The following is an 18,673-nucleotide window of genomic DNA, read 5'->3' on the forward strand; positions in this document are numbered from 1 at the left end:
TATCAAGGGTACCCGAGATTCTGGGGCCGCTTCGCGCCCCATCGCGACGCAAGGCCGCTCCCACAGCCTTACACGGTCACGTGCAGGCGCACATCCACATTGCCGCGGGTGGCGTTGGAGTACGGGCACACCTTGTGCGCCTTTTCCACCAGCCCTTCTGCATCCGCCTGGGCCAGGCCCGGCAGGTTGATGTGCAAGTCGATGTCCAGGCCGAACCCCCCCGGAATCTGGCCGATGCCCACCTTCGCGGTGATCGAGGCGTCCGCCGGCAGGGCCTTTTTCTCCTGCCCGGCCACGAACTTCAGGGCACCGATGAAGCAAGCCGAGTAACCGGCGGCGAACATCTGCTCGGGGTTGGTGCCGTCACCGCCTGCGCCGCCCAGTTCCTTGGGGGTGCTCAGGCTGACCACCAGCTTGCCGTCACTGGAACGGGATTTGCCGTCGCGCCCACCGGTGGAGGTAGCTTCTGCGATGTACAGCGGAGTGACCTTTTGCATCTTGAGCCTCGCTAATGTGCTGTGCGCTCCCCGTCTGGAGGAGGGCGCGGGTTGGTGTGGGATTTAAATTAGCGCGCAATTAGTTTGTGCGCAAGATAAATCTTCGCCGCTCATCCGAACGGCCATTGCACAGCATAGCTGTCAGAGGTTTTTCTGCAGGTTCTCGCGTAGCGCCAGCAGGTCGGCCTGCAGTTGCTGCAGCTGTTCCAGGCTGTGGCCGCTGGCCTTGAGAATGCACTGCGGCACTTCTCTGGCCTGCTGCTGCAAGGCGCGGCCCTTGTCGGTCAACTGCACCAGTACCACTCGCTCGTCCTCGCGGCTGCGGTTGCGCTGCAGCAGGCCTTCGCTTTCCAGGCGCTTCAGCAGCGGCGTCAGCGAGCCAGGGTCGGTGAGCAGGTGCTGGCTTATCTCGCCGACGGTCAGGCCGTCATGCTCCCACAGCACGAGCATGGCCAGATACTGCGGGTAGGTCAGGCCCAGGGCCTGCAGCAGCGGTTTGTAGACCTTGGTCATCAGCAACGAGGTGGAGTGCAGGGCGAAACAGACCTGGTTGTCCAGCAGCAGCTCGTCACAAGAGGCTTGGGTGTTGGCGTTCATGCAGGTCCTTGAAAGTAATCAATGGGAAAGTCTGGCACGCTGATCGTTAGTGCGCGCTTTATTCGCGCAGTTCACTGCGCAAGGCCAGGTCCCAGGGTGGAATCGGGCTGAAGCGGCTCTTGAGAAATTCGAGCAGCAAACGGCTGCGAGAGTTCGTTTCATGTTCCAGGCGAAGCGCGTAGATACCGCTGCTTTCCGCTTTGGGCAAGCCACCGTCGCAAAACAACGGCATCAGCTCGCCGCGCAGCAAGTATTCGCTGATCAGCCAAGTGGGCAGGTGGGCGATGCCCAAGCCGGCGAGGGCGCCGAACAGTAGGGTTTCGGCATTGTTGGCGGCCATGCGCATGCGCGAGGGGCGGTACAGGCGGGTTTGCCCGGCCACGTTGAAACGCCAGGCGAATGGCGGCGCCAGGCCGTCCCAGTCCAGGCCGTCGTGCCCGGGCAGCTCGCTGGGGCAGGTGGGCATGCCGCGGCTGGCCAGGTAGGCAGGGCTGGCACAGGCGATGCGCACCATGTAGGCCAATGGCGTGGCGACCAGCCGGGTATCGGCCAGGGGGCCGGCGCGCAGCACCAGGTCGACCTCGCCCAGGTGGCTGCCATGCAGGTCGACAAAGCTGTCGATCAGGCGCAGTTGCACATCCAGGCCCGGGTAGGCGACCAGGAAATCAGCGATGGCCGGGGCCAGGTGGCGGCGGCCGAATGCGGCGGGGGCGTCGATACGGATCAGGCCTTCGGGGGCATTGCTCAGCGACACCGCTTCGGCGCGAGCCAGGCGCAGTTCCTCGATGATGCGCCTGGCCCGTTCGGCAAAGGCATTGCCTGCAGGTGTGGCGCGCACGGCGTGGGTGCTGCGGGTGAACAGGCGGCTGCCCACGGCGCTTTCCAGGTTGTCGATGCGCCGGGCCACGGCGGACGGCGTCAGCGGGTGGCGGCGGGCGGCGGCAGAAAAGCTGCCGGTTTCCAGCACATCGAGGAACAGGCTTAGCTGGTCGGTCAGGGTATCGGGGCTCATGGCTGCCTTGCTTTTGCGAAAAACGCATAGCCATTGTGCGCTGCTGTGCGTTTCCCCGCCAGCCCGCAATCGTTAGCATGCTCGCATTGTATGCATAGGCGGGTGAGGCCGTGATGATCGAGTGGTTGTTGTATATCGTGCTGGGTGCGGCCCTGGGAACCATGGGCGGCCTGTTCGGCATTGGCGGTGGGCTGATCGCGATTCCCGCCCTGGGCGTTCTGTTCGGCCTGGACCAGCAACTGGCGCAGGGCACGGCGTTGGTGATGGTGGTTCCCAATGTGCTGCTGGCGCTGTGGCGTTATCACCAGCGTAACCGCATCGAGTTGCGCCATGCGCTGCCGTTGTCGCTGTGCAGCTTCGTGTTCGCCTGGCTGGGGTCGATCTGGGCGGTGGGGCTGGATGCGCATTCCATGCGTCTGGGCTTTGTCGGCTTTCTGGTGGCCTTGGCAGTGTGGAACGTGGCGCGGATGTTCATGAAGGTGACACCGCCCAGCGCCGAGTTGCGCTATGCCTGGCCGTGGCTGGGTGTGCTGGGCAGTTTTGCCGGGACCATGGGTGGCTTGTTCGGGGTGGGTGGGGCCGTGGTGGCCACGCCGATCCTGACCAGTGTGTTCGGTACCACCCAGGTGGTGGCGCAGGGGCTGTCACTGGCGCTGGCGGCGCCGAGTACCTTGGTAACTCTGGTGACCTACGGGGTGCACCACAGTGTCGACTGGGGTGTGGGGGTGCCATTGGCGGTGGGCGGCTTGCTGAGTATCAGCTGGGGGGTGAAGTTGGCCCATGCGTTGCCGGAGAAAGTGTTGCGGACAATGTTCTGCGTGTTTTTGGTGGTGTGTGCGGTGATGCTCGGGTTTGAGCTTTGAGATTTTGGGGCCGCTTTGCGGCCCATCGCGACACAAGGCCGCTCCTACAGGGGATCGCGTTCCCTTGTAGGGGCGGCCTTGTGTCGCGACGGGCTGCGCAGCAGCCCCAAATCACTTGAACCCTTCGACAATGTAGTCGGCCATGCAATCGGTGATCGGTGAAGGGTTCTGGGTACTGCGCACCAGCATCACATTGGCCACGGGCAACTGCGGCAACCCTTCGCTCTCCCCCAGAATGCGGATATTCCCGCCAATCAGGCTCTGCAACTGTGCGGTCACCGCCAACCCTGCGGTGACAATGGCAAAGATCGCGGCCAGGCTCGGGCTGGTATAGGCGATGCGGTAGTCGATGCCCTGGGCCTCGAGGGCATTGCAGGTCCAGGCCCGGCAGAAGCAGTCGGTATTGAACAAGGCTACCGGCATGGGGCGTTGCTCCTGCGGACAGAAGCCTTCCGCGGCGGCCCAGACCAGGCGTTCCTGGCGCAGCAGCTGGCCAATCTCGTTGCCCGGCTCACGGGTGACGATGGTCAGGTCCAGGTCCTGGCGCAGCATCAGCTGTTTGGAGGAGTCGCAATGCACCTCCACCTGCACCAGCGGGTAAGCCTGGGCAAAGCTCGACAGAATGGTCGGCAGGAAGCGCATGGCATAGTCATCCGGCGTACCGATGCGTACTACCCCGACCATGTGCGGCATGCGCAGGGTGTTGAACACTTCGCCATGCAACTTGAGGATGCGCCGGGCATAGCCCAGCAACACCTGGCCCTCGGCGGTCAGGCGCACCTGGCGGCCGTCGCGCTCGAACAGCTGGCGCTGCAGGATGTCCTCCTCCAGGCGTTTCATCTGCATGCTCACCGCCGACTGGGTGCGGTTGACCACCTCGCCGGCGCGGGTGAAGCCACCCTGCTCGGCGATGGCCACGAAGGTGCGCAGTACGTCCGCATCGAGGCTCTGGTACTGGGACATTGCATCAATCTCCGAGATGCATGGCATCAGAAACATTCGTTGGATTGATCTTATGCCTGGCGCGAGACTGGAGCCATCAACACGGAGGGCTTCACGATGAAAGGTCATGTCAGCAGCATCCAGCAACCTGCCTTTTCCCTGAACCACCTGTGGCATGCCGCCCTGCAGCGCCCGGCGCGCTGGCTGCAGCTGTACCGCCAACGTCAGGAACTGGCCAGCCTCAGTGACGCAACCTTGCACGACCTGGGGTTGAGTCGGGCGGATATCCAGCAAGAGGCCGAACGGCATTTCTGGGATGACCCGCTGAGCAAGTGATGCCAAGCGTGGCAGCCGCTCTTGCTCTTGCTCTTGCTCTCGCTCTCGCTCTCACTCTTGATTTTGCTTCTAAGCGCGCGGTAGTCCAGCCGACGCAGATTGCGACTTCAGGAGGCCGAGCGAAGGGCTTGCGGAGGGAGGTGACGGGCATGGATGCCCGTCAAGCGCTGAGGCCCCATGGATGGGGCCTGCAGCGCGTACTCCCGGGAGCAAGTCCGTAGTGAGGGGACCCCGTAGCGAAGCGAAGGGGCCGGATGATGGGAGCCGACGGTTTTTGGTTCCTTTTTGCCACGACAAAAAGGGACCCGCCGTAAGGGCGGAAAGGTGATTTCGCGCCACCATCGCGAATGAATGTCTGCTCGATGTGAATGCCCGCATCCAAAAAAGCAAAAAGCAAAAGCCAAAAGCCAAAAAGCTTAAGCGCCGGTTTTGATAGGGCGAACAGTCCGTTTGCGATGGCGACGCTGGCTCACCCTTCCGCCCTTACGGCGGGTCCCTTTTTGTCGTGGCAAAAAGGAACCAAAAACCGTCCGCTCCCATCATCCGGCCCCTACGCTGCGCTCCGGGGTCCCCTCGCTACGGGCCTGCTCCCGGGAGTACGCGCTGCAGGCCCCATCCATGGGGCCTCAGCGCTTGACGGGCATCCATGCCCGTCACCTCCCTCCGCAGTCCCTTCGCTCGGCCTCCTGAAGTCGCAATCGGCAGCGCCTGAACTATCGCGCGCTTAGAAGCAAGATCAAAAACGAAAAGCGAAAAGCGAAAAGCGAAAAGCGAAAAGCGAAAAGCGAAAAGCGAAAAGCGAAAAGCGCTCAGCGTCGCACCTGCTTGAGGGTTTCGGCGATCAGGAAGGCCAGCTCCAGCGACTGGTCGGCGTTCATGCGCGGGTCGCAGTGGGTGTGGTACCGGTCAGACAACGCATCTTCGGTGATCGGCCGGGCGCCGCCGATGCATTCGGTGACGTTCTGCCCGGTCATCTCGATGTGGATGCCGCCGGCATGGCTGCCCTCGGCCTGGTGCACCTGGAAGAACTGCTTCACCTCGTCCAGGATCTGCGCAAAGTCGCGGGTCTTGTAGCCGCTGCTGGCCTTGATGGTGTTGCCGTGCATCGGGTCGGAACTCCACAGCACCTTGCGCCCTTCGCGCTCGACGGTGCGGATCAGCCCCGGCAGATGGTCGCCAACCTTGCCGGCGCCCATGCGCACGATCAGGTTCAGGCGCCCGGGGTCGTTGGCCGGGTTCAGCGTGTCGATCAGGCGGATCAGTTCTTCAGGGTTCATGCTCGGGCCAACCTTGACCCCGATCGGGTTGTGCACGCCGCGCAGGAACTCCACATGGGCACCGTCCAGCTGGCGGGTGCGGTCGCCGATCCACAGCATGTGCGCCGAGCAGTCGTAGTAATCGCCGGTCAGGCTGTCCTGGCGCACGAAGGCTTCTTCATAGTTCAGCAGCAGTGCTTCGTGGGCAGTGAAGAAATTGGTTTCGCGCAGCTGTGGCGCGCTGTCCAGGCCGCAGGCGCGCATGAATGCCAGGGTTTCGTCGATGCGGTTGGCCAGTTGGTGGTACTTGTCGGCCAGCGCCGAGTTGGCGATGAAGTCCAGGTTCCACTTGTGCACCTGGTGCAGGTCGGCAAACCCGCCCTGGGCGAAGGCGCGCAGCAGGTTGAGGCTGGCGGTGGCCTGGTGGTAGGCCTGCAGCAGGCGCTCCGGGTCGGGAATGCGGCTTTTCGCGTCGAAGCCGATGCCGTTGACGATGTCGCCACGGTAGGCGGGCAGGGTGATGTCGCCGATGGTTTCATCGCCCGCTGAGCGCGGCTTGGCGAACTGCCCGGCCATGCGCCCGACCTTGACCACCGGGCAGCCGGCGGCGAAGGTCATGACAATGGCCATCTGCAGCAGCACCTTGAAGGTGTCGCGGATTTTCGCCGCCGAGAACTCGGCGAAGCTCTCGGCGCAGTCGCCACCCTGCAGCAGGAAGGCGCGGCCTTCGGTGACCTCGGCGAACTGCCGGCGCAACTCGCGTGCCTCGCCCGCGAACACCAGCGGCGGGTAGCTGGCCAGCGTCTGTTCGACCTTCAGCAGGTGCGCGGCATCGGGGTAGGTCGGTTGCTGCTGGATCGGCAGGGCGCGCCAGCTGTCGGGGCTCCACGGTTGGTTCATCTCGGGCTCGGTCTTGTCGGTTGTAGGCTATGGGCCATGGTAACAGTTGGCGCTGCGCTTGTTGCATCGAGGGTGTTGGCGGACAATGCGCGTTTTTGCGCGGGTGGGTGGCAAGCATGACGGCGGAACGGCAAGAGCGGCTACTGGCACGGGTGGAGGACGCCTTTGGCGTCATCAGCGTGTATGAAGTCGACGACTACCGCTTTCTGGAGTTCGGCGATGCGATCGAGCAGAGCTGCGTGTTCACGGCCGACCCCAGCTGGCTGGAGTATGACTATACCCGTGCCATGCTGGTGGGCGCGTTGTGCCACGAGCAGCCGGAGAGCGCGCTGTTTCTCGGCCTGGGTGCCGGCACGCTGACCCAGGCCTGCATGAAATTTCTGCCGCTGGACGATATCGAGGCCATCGAGCTGCGCCCGGACGTACCGCGCCTGGCCATGGAGTATCTGGGCCTGGACGACGACCCGCGGCTGTATGTACGCATCGGCGATGCCCTGGAGCTGTTGCCCACGGCCGAGAAGGCCGACCTGCTGTTCGTCGACCTGTACACCGACCATGGGCCGGGGGTGGGCCACCTGGCGTGGAACTTCCTGGAAAACTGCCAGCAGCAGCTGAACCCGGGTGGTTGGCTGGTGATCAACCAGTGGGCCACCGACGACGGCAAGCCGCTGGGCGCGGCGTTGCTGCGCGGGTTGTACCACCGGCATTACTGGGAGCTGCCGGTGAAGGAGGGCAATGTGATCCTGCTGGTGCCGTCGGACCTGGAGCAGACACTGGACCTGGATGGGCTGAGGGCCCGGGCCGAGGCGCTGGCGCCGCGTCTGGGGTATAGCCTCGAGGGGCTGATCCGCGAGATTCGGCCGGCTACCTGAATACCGCGTCGCCTGATTCGCGGGTAAACCCGCTCCCACAGGGATGTCATGGACCTGAGAGCAACGCTGTACCTGTGGGAGCGGGCGACGCGGTATCGCAGACTGGAATCGTTTCAGCCGCATATTGCTGATGGCCTGATACTGGCCGGACACCCTGAAAATATTCCTCACGTACCCGCACTATTTCGGGTATAGTACGCGCCGGTCTTTTAGCGGACCGCAAAATCAGGTGGTGCAAACCCTCCGAGTCCAGCTTCGGCTGCACGTCCGCTAGGCGGACTTTCCCACGTTTTCTTTTTCAATCGTTTTCGCAAATCCCCGCCGCCAAAGCTGCCTGGGTGACCTGTCGGTCTTTCATGGCTTGTGCAGCTTTGGAGCATGGGTCTTTGCGGATGCACCTAGAGGCAGACCCATGACCCAGGAAACCGGCGGCTTCGCCGCTCTCGATCTCAATCCGAATATTGTTGCTGCCGTTCTGGCGACCGGCTACGAAGAGCCGTCCGCCATTCAGCAACAATCGATCCCGATCATCCTCGCCGGTCACGACATGATCGGCCAGGCGCAGACTGGCACCGGCAAGACCGCTGCCTTCGCCCTGCCGATCCTCAACAAGATCGATGTGAGCAAGCGCGAACCGCAAGCCCTGATCCTGGCGCCAACCCGTGAGTTGGCGCTGCAAGTTGCTACCGCTTTCGAAACCTACGCCAAGCAGATGCCGGGCGTGAACGTGGTCGCCGTCTACGGTGGTGCCCCGATGGGCCCACAGCTGCGTGCGATCCGCAACGGCGCGCAAATCGTCGTGGCCACCCCGGGCCGCCTGTGCGACCACCTGCGTCGTGACGAAAAAGTCCTGTCGACCGTGCAGTACCTGGTACTGGACGAAGCCGACGAGATGCTCAAGCTGGGCTTCATGGACGACCTCGAAGTGATCTTCGATGCCATCCCGGCCAGCCGCCAGACCGTGCTGTTCTCCGCCACCCTGCCGTCGTCGATCCGCTCGATCGCCGAACGCCACCTGCGCGAGCCCAAGCACGTCAAGATCCAGAGCAAGACCCAGACCGTTACCGCGATCGACCAGGCCCACCTGATGGTCCACGCCGACCAGAAGATCCCGGCTGTGCTGCGTCTGCTGGAAGTGGAAGAGTTCGACGCGCTGATCGCCTTCGTGCGTACCAAGCAAGCCACCCTGGACCTGGCCTCTGCGCTGGAAGCCAAGGGTTACAAGGCTGCCGCGCTGAACGGCGACATCGCCCAGAACCAGCGTGAGCGCGTGATCGACTCGCTCAAGGATGGCCGCCTGGACATCGTTGTCGCTACCGACGTCGCTGCCCGTGGCCTGGACGTACCGCGTATCACTCACGTGTTCAACGTCGATATGCCGTACGATCCGGAATCCTACGTACACCGTATCGGCCGTACCGGCCGTGCCGGTCGCGAAGGCCGTGCACTGCTGCTGGTCACCCCGCGTGAGCGCCGCATGCTGCAGGTGATCGAGCGCGTAACCGGGCAGAAAGTTGCCGAAGCCCGCCTGCCGAATGCCCAGGCCGTGCTGGACGCCCGCATCAAGAAGCTGACCAACAGCCTGGCGCCGCTGGTAGCCGAAGCAGAAGCCACCCACGGCGACCTGTTCGACCGCCTGACCAACGACCTGGGTTGCAGTGCCCGCGCTCTGGCTTCGGCCCTGCTGCGCAAGGCCACCAATGGCCAGGCGCTGGACCTGGCTGCGGTAGAGCGTGAGCAGCCACTGGTGCCGAGCTTCGCCCCGCGTGGTGAGCGTACCGAGCGTGGTGAGCGTGGCGAGCGCCCGGAGCGTGGTGACCGCGAGCGCCGTGCGCCATTGCCGCTGGCTGAAGGCCGTGTGCGTTGCCGCACTGCCCTGGGTGCCCGTGACGGCATCGCTGCCAAGAACCTGCTGGGCGCGATCCTCAACGAAGGTGGTCTGGCCCGTGACGCCATCGGCCGCATCCAGGTGCGTGATAGCTTCAGCCTGGTCGAGCTGCCGGAAGATGGCCTTGAAAAGCTGCTGTCCAAGCTCAAGGACACCCGCGTGGCTGGCAAGCAGCTGAAGCTGCGTCGCTACCGCGAGGATTGATCCTGGCGCAATGAAAAAATCCCCGGCCTTGGCTGGGGATTTTTTTGCCTGTGCCGGCCTTTTCGCGGGTAAACCCGCTCCCACAGGTACAGCACAAGCCTTGAAATCTGTGGAGACCCTGTGGGAGCGGGTTCACCCGCGAAGAGGCCTTTCAGTCGAACCGATAAATGTCCATCCCCAGTGCCCCCAAGGTGAACCCTTGGTGCACCACTGCAAACTTGCCCCCAGCCCCAAGGGCAAAGAACAGCGGCAGCAAATGCTCATCACTGGGATGGTTACGCACCGCAAATGGCGCCTGCTGCCGATAACCCAGCAACGCTTCCTGATCATCCGCTTGCAGCTTTTCCACTACCCAGTCCCGAAACGCCTGCGCCCAAGGCTCGATCACATCCGGCCCGGCATGCCAGTCCAGCTCGCCCAGGTTATGGGTAATGCTGCCCGAACCAATCAGCAGCACACCCTCGCCACGCAGCCCCGCCAGCGCCTTGCCCACCCTGACCTGCAGCGCCGGCCCCATGTGGCTGGGCAGTGAAACCTGCACTACCGGTATGCTCGCATCCGGGTACATCAGCGACAGCGGTACCCAGGCGCCATGGTCGAATGGCCGCTGCGCGTCCAGTCGGGCTGGCAGCCCGGCAGACTGCAGCAGTTCGCTGACCTGGCCGGCAAGGGTGGGGTCACCTGGCGCCGGGTATTGCACTGCATACAACGCCGGTGGGAAGCCATAGAAATCATGCCAGGTCTCTGGTCGTGTGCTGCCGGTCACCAGCAGTTCGCGGGTTTCCCAGTGCGCCGACACCACCAAGATCGCTTTCGGCCGGGGCAAGGTGTTGGCCAGCCGTGCCAGCGCCGGCCCGCTGGCGCCGGGTTGCAGGGCAAGCATGGGGGAACCATGGGAAATGAACAGGCTGGGCAGCATGACGGGGTCCTGGCGGTTAAGATGCAATCATCTTCGATCAACCACAGATCGAAATCCAAACCAACTTTTACCGACAAACCATCTAAAAATCGGGAGTGATCATGGAGCCAGCGTTCTGGCAGCAGCGGTGGGCCGACAACCAGATCGGCTTTCACCAGGCGCAGGTGAACCCTTATCTGCAGAAGTATTGGCCAACGCTTGGCCTGGTGCCGGGCAGCCGTGTGCTGGTGCCGTTGTGCGGCAAGAGCCTTGACCTGGCCTGGCTGGCCGGGCAGGGGCATCGCGTGTTGGGCGTAGAGCTGTCGCGGCGTGCGGTTGAGGCATTCTTCCGCGAGCATGGGCTACAGGCCGAGGTGGGGCAGCGGGGGGCTTTCGAGGTTTGGCGCAGCGGTGACGTGGAGCTCTGGTGTGGGGATATCTTTGCGTTGCAGGCAGAGGATATCGGGGACTGCGCGGGGCTTTATGACCGGGCTGCGGTGATTGCCTTGCCGTCGCAGATGCGTGGGGCTTACATGCAGCTGTTGTCGGGTTTGCTGCCGACGAGTTGCCAGGGGGTGGTGGTGACTCTGGATTACGACCAGGCTTTGCTGGGCGGGCCGCCGTTTTCGGTAGGGGATCAAGAGCTGCGGCAGGGGTTTGCCGGCTGGCAGGTGGATGAGCTGGAAGTTGTCGAGGTGATTGAGGAGAGCCCGAAGTTTTTGCAGGCCGGGGTATCGAGTTTGCTGGAGCGGGTTTACCGAGTCAGCCGCTGACAAGTGTGTAGCCTGTACCGGCCCTTTCGCGGGTGAACCCGCTCCCACTGGAACACCACAGGCCTGAAGATTGCGGGATCCCTGTGGGAGCGGGTTTACCCGCGAAGAGGCCGGCACAGGTGTACAAAAAAGGGCGACCGAAGTCGCCCTTTCCGCTTACCAGTTGGATCAACCGCGACGGCGCAGGGCCTCGATACGGTCTTCCAGCGGCGGGTGGCTCATCAGCAGCCCGGCCAGGCCGTGCTTCAGGCCACCATTGATGCCGAACGCCTTCATGGTGTCGGGCATGTGCACCGGCAGGCCTTGCTCCACGCGCAGGCGCTGCAGGGCGCCGATCATCGCCGTGGTACCGGCCAGCTGTGCGCCGGCTTCGTCGGCGCGGTATTCGCGGCGGCGCGAGAACCACATCACGATCATGCTGGCCAGAATGCCCAGGATCAGCTCGGCAACGATGGTCGCCACGTAGTAGGCAATGCCCTGGCCTTCTTCGTTCTTGAAGATCACCTTGTCGACGAAGTTGCCGATGATGCGCGCGAAGAACATCACGAAGGTGTTCACCACGCCCTGCACCAGCGCCAGGGTGACCATGTCGCCGTTGGCCACGTGGCCGATTTCGTGGGCCAGCACTGCGCGCACTTCATCGGGCGAGAAACGCTCCAGCAGGCCCTGGGACACAGCGACCAGTGCGTCGTTGCGGTTCCAGCCGGTGGCGAAGGCGTTGGCCTCGTATGCCGGGAAAATACCCACTTCAGGCATCTTGATGCCTGCTTCACGAGACAGCTCTTCGACCGTTTGCAGCAGCCACTGCTCGTGGCGGGTGCGCGGCTGGCTGATGATCTGGGTGCCGGTGGTCATCTTCGCCATCCACTTGGAGATGAACAGCGAGACGAGGGAGCCGGCAAAACCGAACACGGCGCAGAACACCAGCAGGCTGCTGAGGTTCAGGTCGACCCCGTTGGCGGCCATGAACCCGTTGAAACCGAACAGGCTCAGGGTAATGCTTGCAACCAGCACCACCGCAAGGTTGGTGGCTACAAACAACAGAATGCGCATCATGGTTGTTACGTTCTCCTGACGGATGAATTGTCGCTTACTGCGGGGTATATAAGGTGCCGGCCGTGTCGATTCAATCGGGCGACTATTTCAAACTGTGTACGGCGGAGTATGGCAGAGGATGGCGTGGGGGCTGTGGGATAGAGCGTTGCAGGATGTAAGAAACATCCTGTGGGAATGTTGGGGCCGCTGTGCGGCCCATCGCGACACAAGGCCGCTCCTACAAATGATCGCGTAATCCTGTAGGAGCGGCCTTGTGTCGCGAAAGGGGCGCAAAGCGCCCCCAGGGCCAGCACTTACTGCGAATAACCCTTCAGGAAATTCCCGATCCGGCCAATCGCCGCCTCCAGGTCATCCACCCGCGGCAAGGTAACCACACGGAAGTGGTCCGGCCACGGCCAGTTGAACGCGGTACCCTGAACGATCAGCAGCTTCTCCGACAGCAGCAGGTCAAGGGCGAACTTCTCGTCGTTGAGGATCGGGCACACTTTCGGGTCGATCCGCGGGAATGCATACAGCGCCCCCATCGGCTTCACGCAGCTCACGCCCGGGATGTCGTTCAGCAGCTCGTAGGTGCGATTGCGCTGCTCCAGCAGGCGGCCCGGTGGCAGCACCAGGTCGTTTATGCTCTGGTAGCCGCCCAGCGCGGTCTGGATGGCATGCTGGGCCGGCACGTTGGCGCACAGGCGCATGTTGGCCAGCATGTCGATGCCTTCGATGTAGCTTTGCGCGTGGTGCTTGGGCCCGGAGATGATCAGCCAGCCGGAACGGAAGCCCGCCACCCGGTACGACTTGGACAGGCCGTTGAAGGTCAGGCACAGCAGGTCGGGGGCCAGCGAGGCGGTGCTGATGTGCACGGCTTCGTCGTACAGGATCTTGTCGTAGATTTCGTCGGAGAACACCACCAGGTTGTGCTGGCGGGCCAGTTCCAGCATGCCCAGCAGCAGTTCTTTGGAGTACACCGCGCCGGTCGGGTTGTTCGGGTTGATGATCACCAGGGCCTTGGTGTTCGGGGTGATCTTGGCCTTGATGTCCTCAAGGTCGGGGAACCAGTCGGCCTGCTCGTCGCACAGGTAGTGCACCGGTTTGCCGCCGGCCAGGCTCACGGCGGCGGTCCACAGCGGGTAGTCGGGAGCCGGGATCAGCACTTCGTCGCCGTTGTTGAGCAGTGCCTGCATCGACATGACGATCAGCTCGGACACGCCATTGCCGAGGTAGATGTCCTCGATGGTGACGCCTTCGATGCCTTTTTGCTGGCAGTACTGCATCACTGCCTTGCGCGCGCTGAACAGGCCTTTGGAGTCGCTGTAGCCCTGCGCGGTGGGCAGGTTGCGGATCACATCCTGGAGGATTTCGTCAGGCGCCTCGAAGCCAAACGGCGCCGGGTTGCCGATGTTCAGCTTGAGGATGCGGTGGCCTTCCTCCTCCAGGCGTTTGGCGTGCTTGAGCACTGGGCCGCGAATGTCGTAGCAGACATTGGCGAGCTTGTTCGATTTGCTGAACTGCATGATGGGATCCCGATTGAGAAAACGCGCTACGCCCCGCCGAAAGGTTTGAAAGGGCAGGAAGCGGGTGCCAGACTGAACGCCTGGCACACGAAGCCAACTAATATACGTGCCACCCGCGCCCCGGAAAAGACGGTGCGCAGCGAAATTCAGCCTGCCGAGGTCCCTACATGCAAAAGATCGAGAAAACCCTGGAACAATGGCGGTCGATGCTCGACCCCGAGCAGTACCAGGTGTGCCGCCTCAAAGGCACCGAGCGGCCGTTCAGCGGCAAGTACAATAGCGAGCGCCGCGACGGCATCTACCACTGCATCTGCTGCGGCCTGCCACTGTTCGATGCGCAGACCAAGTTCGATTCCGGCTGCGGCTGGCCGAGCTTCTACGCGCCCATCGAGGACAGCGCGATGATCGAGATCCGCGACACATCCCACGGCATGATCCGCACCGAAGTCACCTGTGCCCGCTGCGATGCGCACCTGGGCCACGTGTTCCCCGATGGCCCGCCACCGACCGGCCTGCGCTACTGCATCAACTCGGTGTGCATCGACCTGCGCCCGCGCGACTGACCGGAGCCCGACCATGGCTGGATCGATACTGGACATCCCCTGCGTGACCCTGGGCGGCGAGCACAAGAAGCTCGGCGACTTCCCCGGCAAGGCGCTGCTGGTGGTCAATACCGCCAGCCAGTGCGGCTTTACCCCGCAGTACAAAGGCCTGGAGCAACTGTGGCAGGCCTATCGCGCACGCGGCCTGGTGGTGCTGGGCTTCCCCTGCAACCAGTTCGGCAAGCAGGAGCCGGGCGATGCGCGGGAAATTGCCCAGTTCTGCGAGCGCAACTTCGGCGTGAGCTTCCCGCTGTTTCGCAAGGTCGAGGTCAACGGCCCCGGCAGCCACCCGCTGTTCGCCGAGCTCAAGCAGCGCGCCCCGGGCATTCTGGGCAGCCAGAAGATCAAGTGGAACTTCACCAAGTTCTTGGTCGACCCGGCCTCTGGCCAGGTAACGCGCTACGCTCCCACCACCAAGCCGCAGGCCCTGGAAGCCGACATCGAGCGCCTACTCAGCCGTTGACGGGTACCCAGTGGTCGACCAGTGCCAGCAGCTCTTCGCGGCGGAACGGTTTGGCCAGGTAGTCGTTCATGCCCGCTGCCCGGCAGCGCTCGCGTTCTTCGGGCATGGCGTTGGCGGTGAGAGCGACGATCGGCAGGTCGGGCCAGCGGCCGCTCTGGCGGATGCGCCGGCTGGCCTCGTAGCCGTCCATCACCGGCATGTTGCAGTCCATCAGCACCAGGTCGAACTCGTCCTGTTCCAGTAGCTCCAGGGCCTCGGCGCCCTGGGTGGCCAGCTGCACCTGGCAGCCGAGCTTGGCCAGCATGCCCTTTGCCACCAGCTGGTTCACCGGGTTGTCCTCCACCAGCAGGATGCGCGCGCGGCCTTGCTCCAGGGTGATGGCAGGGGTGGCCAGCGGGTGTTCGGGCTCGTGGCCCTGCAAGGTGCGGCGCAGGGTCTGGTACAGGGCGTTGCGCGACAGCGGCCGGGCCAGTTGGTGCAGGGGGGCGAGGGCGACCGACTGTTCGCTGGGCAGGAAGTTGCCGTAGGCAGTCACCAGCAAGATCGGTGTCTTCAGCGCCGGGCGCAGTTCGAACAGTTGGTCCAGGCTGTCGGTGATCAGCAGGTCGATGGCCGAGGCGTCCAGCCCCGCGCTGCTGTCATGGCGCTGGTAGGCAAGGCCCCAGGCGGGCAGCAGGTCCTGCAACAGTTCATCGAGCCCGCTGCCGGCTGCGTTCAGCGCAGCCACATGCCCGTGCAACGGTGCTGGCGGGATGGCCTCGGTGTGCACGGGCAGCGGTAGCTCGGCGGTGAAGCGGCTGCCGAAGCCCGGGTCGGACTTGATATGCAGGTGGCCCTGCATGGCCTTGCACAGGTTGCGCGTCAGCGCCAGGCCCAGGCCGGTACCGCCGTACTGGCGGGTAATGCCGGCACCGGCCTGGGTGAACGGCTGGAAGATCCGCGCCTGGGCTTCTTCGGGGATGCCGATGCCGGTGTCGCGCACTTCCAGGCGCACACCGCCGACAATGGTCGTCAGCCGTACATCCACGCGGCCGAAGCGGGTGAACTTGAGGGCATTGGACAGCAGGTTGCTGACGATTTGCCGTACCCGTGTGGGGTCGCCAAGCACGCTGCTGGGGAAGTCGCGGGCGATCAGGCAGGTCAGCTCCACGCTTTGCGCGGTGTTCTGTGACAGCAGGTTGGCGGTGTCCTCGACCATCGAGCCCATGTCGAACGGAATGCGTTCAAGCTCCAGCTGGCCGGCATCGAACTTGGACAGGTCGAGAATATCGTTGAGCAACTCCACCAGCACCTTGCCCGAGTCATGGGCAATCGCCAGCTGTTGGCGTTGCTCGCTGGGCAGCGGGCTGTCCAGGGCAAGGGCGATCATGCCGAGCATGCCGTTGAGCGGGGTACGGATTTCGTGGCTCATGTTGGCGAGGAAGGCGGCGCGCGCCTGGGCCATGTCCAGCGCCCGGCGGCGGGCTTCTTCCAGCTCCTGGTTGGACAGGCTCAGGCTGCTGTTGCTGGCCTTCAGTTCGTTGGTGCGTGCCGAGACGATATCTTCCAGCTCGTTGAGGTACTGGGTCAGGCGGTTTTCTGCGGTGCGCCGCTGCTCGATCTCGGTGGCCATGCTGACAAACTGCTGGTTGGCGACCCTCACCAGTACGCCGATCTCGTCGTGTTCGTGGCCATGCGGGCAGGCCACGCGGGTTTGCCGGGGCTTGCGCGGGTCACTGCCACTGAGCGCGCCGATCACCGTCACCAGCGGCTTGGTCAGCATCATGTAGAACAGCGCCAGGAGGATGCCGGTCAGCACCAGGCTGCGGGCGAAACCGTTGAGCAGGGTGATGCCGGCACGGTCGAGAAAGCGGCTGCCGAAGGCATAGGTGTCTACCTCCAGGTACAGGGTGCCAAGGTATTCCTCGGGCATGTGGGTCAGGTACAGGCGTTCCCTGAACTGGCGCTGCTCGCCGAACAGGAAGTCGCTGAGCGGCCGGTAGCGGTCCTCCAGGCGCGGCCGTTCGACGTCGGCCAGCACTGTTTCGTTGTTATCGATCAGCCGCGCACGGACGATCGCTGGTGACTGCAGCAGGCCGCGGGTCAGCTCCAGGGCCAGTTCCGAGTCGATGTTGTAGGCGATGCGCGAGGCCGGGTTGTGGCTGATTTGCAGCAAGGCACGCACTTCACGGTTGATGGACGCGTCTTCGCTGGCATAATCGATGCCGATCTGGATGAGACTGAGCAATGTTCCCAGGATGAAGCCGACCAGGACTGTCAACCGGGCTTGCTTGTATGACAGGCGATTGGTGAACTTGATATCCATGTGTCCCGAGCCGGTTTCACGTCCCTTGCGCTGCGCAAGCATAGCCGATCAACCCCGGCTACTGGTGGGTCTGTCGCACATTCAGCCTTGATTGCTCAATTGCTGGTGCCGGCCTCTTCGCGGGTGAACCCGCTCCCACACGTACTGCAACGCCCTCAGGCCTGGTGCGAGCCCTGTGGGAGCGGGTTTACCCGCGAAGAGGCCGGCACAGCAGCCTAGAATCCAAAAATTTGCAGGAGTTTTCATGGACGCCCGCTTGATTGCTTTCCTGGACCGCGCCGAATCGGTACTGGCCCGCCTCGAACCCCTGTTGCCGGCCCAGCGCCCGGACATCGACTGGGCCACCACCCTGGCCGCGCGCTGGCAGCGCGATGGCCGCAGCGGCTACCTGCTGCCGCTGGAAGTCAGCCTGGATATCCGCCTCAGCGACCTGATCGGCGTCGACCAGCAGCGTGACCAGCTCGGCCGCAACACCCATCAGTTCATCAACGGCATGCCGGCCAACCATGCACTGCTGTGGGGCTCGCGTGGCACCGGCAAGTCGTCGCTGGTCCGCGCCCTGCTGGCCGAGCACGCAGGTGCCGGCCTGCGCCTGATCGAAATCGAGCGCGACCACCTGGCCGACCTGCCGCGTGTGGTCGAGCAGCTGCAGAAGTTGCCGCAGCGCTTCATCCTGTTCTGCGATGACCTCTCGTTCGAAGCCGGGGAGGGCGACTACCGGGTGCTCAAGAGCGTGCTCGACGGCTCGCTCGAGCAGGCTCCGGACAACGTGCTGTTGTACGCCACCTCCAACCGCCGCCACCTGGTGCCGGAGAAGGAGAGCGACAACGAAAACTGGAAGCGCGTTGACGGCGAGCTGCACCCCAGCGAAGCGGTGGAGGACAAGATTGCCCTGTCCGACCGTTTTGGCCTGTGGCTGTCGTTCTACCCCTTTACCCAGGAGCATTTCCTGAACGTGGTCGAGCACTGGATCGGCCAGCTCGCGCAAACTGCCGGCCTGGCCTGGCAGCGCAGCGAAGAACTCGACATCCTCGCCGTGCGCTGGGCCACCGGCCGCGGTAACCGTAATGGCCGTTGTGCCTATCAGTTCGCCCGCTACTGGGTCGGGCTGCAATTGCTGGAGCAAAAGTAAATGATCGACCTCAATGCCAGTGGCGCCGGCCTCGACGGCTACAACCTGCTGGCGGCGCAAGTGCAAGCGCTGTTTGCCGACGAGCGTGACTTCATCGCCAATGCCGCGCAGTTTTCGGCATTCCTTTATAACCAGGTGGACGACCTGAACTGGGCCGGGTTCTACCTCAATCGCAACGAAGAACTGGTGCTGGGCCCGTTCCAGGGTCAGGTGGCGTGCGTGCGGATCCCGTTCAGCAAGGGCGTGTGCGGAGCAGCTGCGGCCACCCGGCAGACCCAGCGGGTAGAGGATGTGCATGCGTTCCCTGGGCACATTGCCTGTGACAGTGCGTCCAACAGCGAGCTGGTGATCCCGCTGGTGAAGGAGGGCAGGTTGATTGGTGTGCTGGACCTGGACAGCCCGAAACTTGGGCGGTTCAGTGAGGCGGATCAGGTAGGGCTGGAGCGGTTGGCGGCGATTTTTCTGGAGCTGACCGACTGCTGATGGTCGTTGCCTGTACCGGCCCTTCGCGGCTAAAGCCGCTCCCACAAGGATGGCATCAAGCTTGGGGGCGATGCGCTCCCTGTGGGAGC

The 18,673-nt window shown here is 63.6% G+C and carries 17 protein-coding genes and 1 pseudogene; 9 read left to right on the forward strand and 9 right to left on the reverse strand.

Going from position 1 to position 18,673, the window contains the following annotated elements:
* Positions 1-68 precede the first annotated feature (68 nt).
* The 3 genes from RIN61_RS18795 to RIN61_RS18805 form a co-directional block, all read right to left on the reverse strand.
* Positions 69-497, reverse strand: a complete 429-nt coding sequence (locus RIN61_RS18795; protein ID WP_013971531.1) for an organic hydroperoxide resistance protein — start codon at positions 495-497, stop codon at positions 69-71.
* A 141-nt stretch (positions 498-638) separates the two neighbouring features.
* Positions 639-1,094, reverse strand: a complete 456-nt coding sequence (locus RIN61_RS18800) for a MarR family winged helix-turn-helix transcriptional regulator (protein ID WP_215521542.1) — start codon at positions 1,092-1,094, stop codon at positions 639-641.
* A 58-nt stretch (positions 1,095-1,152) separates the two neighbouring features.
* Positions 1,153-2,106, reverse strand: coding sequence for a LysR family transcriptional regulator (locus RIN61_RS18805; RefSeq protein WP_112251847.1), 954 nt, complete (start codon positions 2,104-2,106; stop codon positions 1,153-1,155).
* A 113-nt stretch (positions 2,107-2,219) separates the two neighbouring features.
* Between RIN61_RS18805 and RIN61_RS18810 the strand changes: the two genes are divergently transcribed.
* Positions 2,220-2,969, forward strand: a complete 750-nt coding sequence (locus RIN61_RS18810) for a sulfite exporter TauE/SafE family protein (protein WP_112251848.1) — start codon at positions 2,220-2,222, stop codon at positions 2,967-2,969.
* Positions 2,970-3,080: 111 nt separating this feature from the next.
* Here RIN61_RS18810 and RIN61_RS18815 read toward each other — a convergent pair whose 3' ends face one another.
* On the reverse strand, positions 3,081-3,932 hold the full coding sequence (locus RIN61_RS18815) for a LysR substrate-binding domain-containing protein (RefSeq protein WP_061552405.1): 852 nt from the start codon (positions 3,930-3,932) through the stop codon (positions 3,081-3,083).
* Positions 3,933-4,028: 96 nt separating this feature from the next.
* Here RIN61_RS18815 and RIN61_RS18820 point away from each other — a divergent pair, with 96 nt between their 5' ends.
* Positions 4,029-4,247: a DUF1127 domain-containing protein gene (locus tag RIN61_RS18820; protein ID WP_003260420.1), complete on the forward strand. Its 219-nt coding sequence runs from the start codon at positions 4,029-4,031 to the stop codon at positions 4,245-4,247.
* An 809-nt stretch (positions 4,248-5,056) separates the two neighbouring features.
* Here RIN61_RS18820 and RIN61_RS18825 read toward each other — a convergent pair.
* A complete protein-coding gene (locus tag RIN61_RS18825; RefSeq protein ID WP_215521538.1) occupies positions 5,057-6,403 on the reverse strand; it encodes a class II 3-deoxy-7-phosphoheptulonate synthase in 1,347 nt (448 codons plus the stop codon).
* Positions 6,404-6,519: 116 nt separating this feature from the next.
* Between RIN61_RS18825 and RIN61_RS18830 the strand changes: the two genes are divergently transcribed.
* Both RIN61_RS18830 and RIN61_RS18835 read left to right on the forward strand, forming a co-directional pair.
* Positions 6,520-7,275 carry a spermidine synthase gene (locus RIN61_RS18830; protein ID WP_112251856.1) on the forward strand — a complete coding sequence of 252 codons (756 nt, stop codon included), beginning with the start codon at positions 6,520-6,522 and terminating at the stop codon, positions 7,273-7,275.
* Positions 7,276-7,653: 378 nt separating this feature from the next.
* Positions 7,654-9,367: pseudogene (locus RIN61_RS18835) on the forward strand (DEAD/DEAH box helicase).
* A 151-nt stretch (positions 9,368-9,518) separates the two neighbouring features.
* On the opposite strand, the gene RIN61_RS18840 reads toward RIN61_RS18835, so the two are convergent.
* Positions 9,519-10,286: a DODA-type extradiol aromatic ring-opening family dioxygenase gene (locus RIN61_RS18840; protein ID WP_112251858.1), complete on the reverse strand. Its 768-nt coding sequence runs from the start codon at positions 10,284-10,286 to the stop codon at positions 9,519-9,521.
* Between the two features lie 101 nt (positions 10,287-10,387).
* Here RIN61_RS18840 and RIN61_RS18845 point away from each other — a divergent pair, with 101 nt between their 5' ends.
* Positions 10,388-11,038 (forward strand): thiopurine S-methyltransferase, encoded by a 651-nt coding sequence (locus tag RIN61_RS18845; protein ID WP_112251859.1) that lies wholly within the window; start codon positions 10,388-10,390, stop codon positions 11,036-11,038.
* Positions 11,039-11,206: 168 nt separating this feature from the next.
* Here the strand turns inward: RIN61_RS18845 and htpX are convergent, their stop codons facing one another.
* Both htpX and RIN61_RS18855 read right to left on the reverse strand, forming a co-directional pair.
* Positions 11,207-12,094 (reverse strand): protease HtpX, encoded by an 888-nt coding sequence (gene htpX / locus RIN61_RS18850; RefSeq protein ID WP_112251860.1) that lies wholly within the window; start codon positions 12,092-12,094, stop codon positions 11,207-11,209.
* A 293-nt stretch (positions 12,095-12,387) separates the two neighbouring features.
* Entirely contained in the window at positions 12,388-13,599 is a 1,212-nt protein-coding gene (locus tag RIN61_RS18855; RefSeq protein ID WP_112251861.1) for a pyridoxal phosphate-dependent aminotransferase, read from the reverse strand.
* A 167-nt stretch (positions 13,600-13,766) separates the two neighbouring features.
* Here RIN61_RS18855 and msrB point away from each other — a divergent pair, with 167 nt between their 5' ends.
* A complete protein-coding gene (gene msrB / locus RIN61_RS18860) occupies positions 13,767-14,162 on the forward strand; it encodes a peptide-methionine (R)-S-oxide reductase MsrB (RefSeq protein ID WP_112251862.1) in 396 nt (131 codons plus the stop codon).
* A 13-nt stretch (positions 14,163-14,175) separates the two neighbouring features.
* Positions 14,176-14,664, forward strand: a complete 489-nt coding sequence (locus RIN61_RS18865; protein ID WP_112251863.1) for a glutathione peroxidase — start codon at positions 14,176-14,178, stop codon at positions 14,662-14,664.
* Here RIN61_RS18865 and RIN61_RS18870 read toward each other — a convergent pair.
* Complete coding sequence (locus tag RIN61_RS18870) at positions 14,654-17,011, reverse strand: hybrid sensor histidine kinase/response regulator (RefSeq protein WP_112251864.1); 2,358 nt, start codon at positions 17,009-17,011, stop codon at positions 14,654-14,656. The genes RIN61_RS18865 and RIN61_RS18870 overlap by 11 nt on opposite strands.
* 202 nt (positions 17,012-17,213) lie before the next feature.
* On the opposite strand from RIN61_RS18870, the gene RIN61_RS18875 reads away from it, so the two are divergent.
* Both RIN61_RS18875 and RIN61_RS18880 read left to right on the forward strand, forming a co-directional pair.
* Entirely contained in the window at positions 17,214-18,101 is an 888-nt protein-coding gene (locus tag RIN61_RS18875) for an ATP-binding protein (protein ID WP_112251865.1), read from the forward strand.
* Complete coding sequence (locus RIN61_RS18880) at positions 18,102-18,584, forward strand: GAF domain-containing protein (protein WP_003260813.1); 483 nt, start codon at positions 18,102-18,104, stop codon at positions 18,582-18,584.
* The last annotated feature ends 89 nt before the right edge of the window (positions 18,585-18,673 follow it).

The sequence above is a fragment of the Pseudomonas inefficax genome, from assembly GCF_032164165.1.
GTDB classification, from domain to species: Bacteria; Pseudomonadota; Gammaproteobacteria; order Pseudomonadales; family Pseudomonadaceae; genus Aquipseudomonas; species Aquipseudomonas inefficax.

Excerpts from the sequence above, each read along its gene's own strand:
- RIN61_RS18795 (WP_013971531.1), bottom strand. The coding sequence starts at position 497 with ATGCAAAAGGTCACTCCGCTGTACATCGCAGAAGCTACCTCCACCGGT.
- RIN61_RS18855 (WP_112251861.1), bottom strand. The coding sequence starts at position 13,599 with ATGCAGTTCAGCAAATCGAACAAGCTCGCCAATGTCTGCTACGACATT.
- RIN61_RS18865 (WP_112251863.1), top strand. The coding sequence starts at position 14,176 with ATGGCTGGATCGATACTGGACATCCCCTGCGTGACCCTGGGCGGCGAG.
- RIN61_RS18870 (WP_112251864.1), bottom strand. The coding sequence starts at position 17,011 with ATGCTTGCGCAGCGCAAGGGACGTGAAACCGGCTCGGGACACATGGAT.
- RIN61_RS18800 (WP_215521542.1), bottom strand. The coding sequence starts at position 1,094 with ATGAACGCCAACACCCAAGCCTCTTGTGACGAGCTGCTGCTGGACAAC.
- RIN61_RS18880 (WP_003260813.1), top strand. The coding sequence starts at position 18,102 with ATGATCGACCTCAATGCCAGTGGCGCCGGCCTCGACGGCTACAACCTG.
- RIN61_RS18820 (WP_003260420.1), top strand. The coding sequence starts at position 4,029 with ATGAAAGGTCATGTCAGCAGCATCCAGCAACCTGCCTTTTCCCTGAAC.
- RIN61_RS18830 (WP_112251856.1), top strand. The coding sequence starts at position 6,520 with ATGACGGCGGAACGGCAAGAGCGGCTACTGGCACGGGTGGAGGACGCC.
- RIN61_RS18825 (WP_215521538.1), bottom strand. The coding sequence starts at position 6,403 with ATGAACCAACCGTGGAGCCCCGACAGCTGGCGCGCCCTGCCGATCCAG.
- RIN61_RS18845 (WP_112251859.1), top strand. The coding sequence starts at position 10,388 with ATGGAGCCAGCGTTCTGGCAGCAGCGGTGGGCCGACAACCAGATCGGC.
- RIN61_RS18840 (WP_112251858.1), bottom strand. The coding sequence starts at position 10,286 with ATGCTGCCCAGCCTGTTCATTTCCCATGGTTCCCCCATGCTTGCCCTG.
- RIN61_RS18815 (WP_061552405.1), bottom strand. The coding sequence starts at position 3,932 with ATGTCCCAGTACCAGAGCCTCGATGCGGACGTACTGCGCACCTTCGTG.
- RIN61_RS18810 (WP_112251848.1), top strand. The coding sequence starts at position 2,220 with ATGATCGAGTGGTTGTTGTATATCGTGCTGGGTGCGGCCCTGGGAACC.
- msrB (WP_112251862.1), top strand. The coding sequence starts at position 13,767 with ATGCAAAAGATCGAGAAAACCCTGGAACAATGGCGGTCGATGCTCGAC.
- RIN61_RS18875 (WP_112251865.1), top strand. The coding sequence starts at position 17,214 with ATGGACGCCCGCTTGATTGCTTTCCTGGACCGCGCCGAATCGGTACTG.
- htpX (WP_112251860.1), bottom strand. The coding sequence starts at position 12,094 with ATGATGCGCATTCTGTTGTTTGTAGCCACCAACCTTGCGGTGGTGCTG.
- RIN61_RS18805 (WP_112251847.1), bottom strand. The coding sequence starts at position 2,106 with ATGAGCCCCGATACCCTGACCGACCAGCTAAGCCTGTTCCTCGATGTG.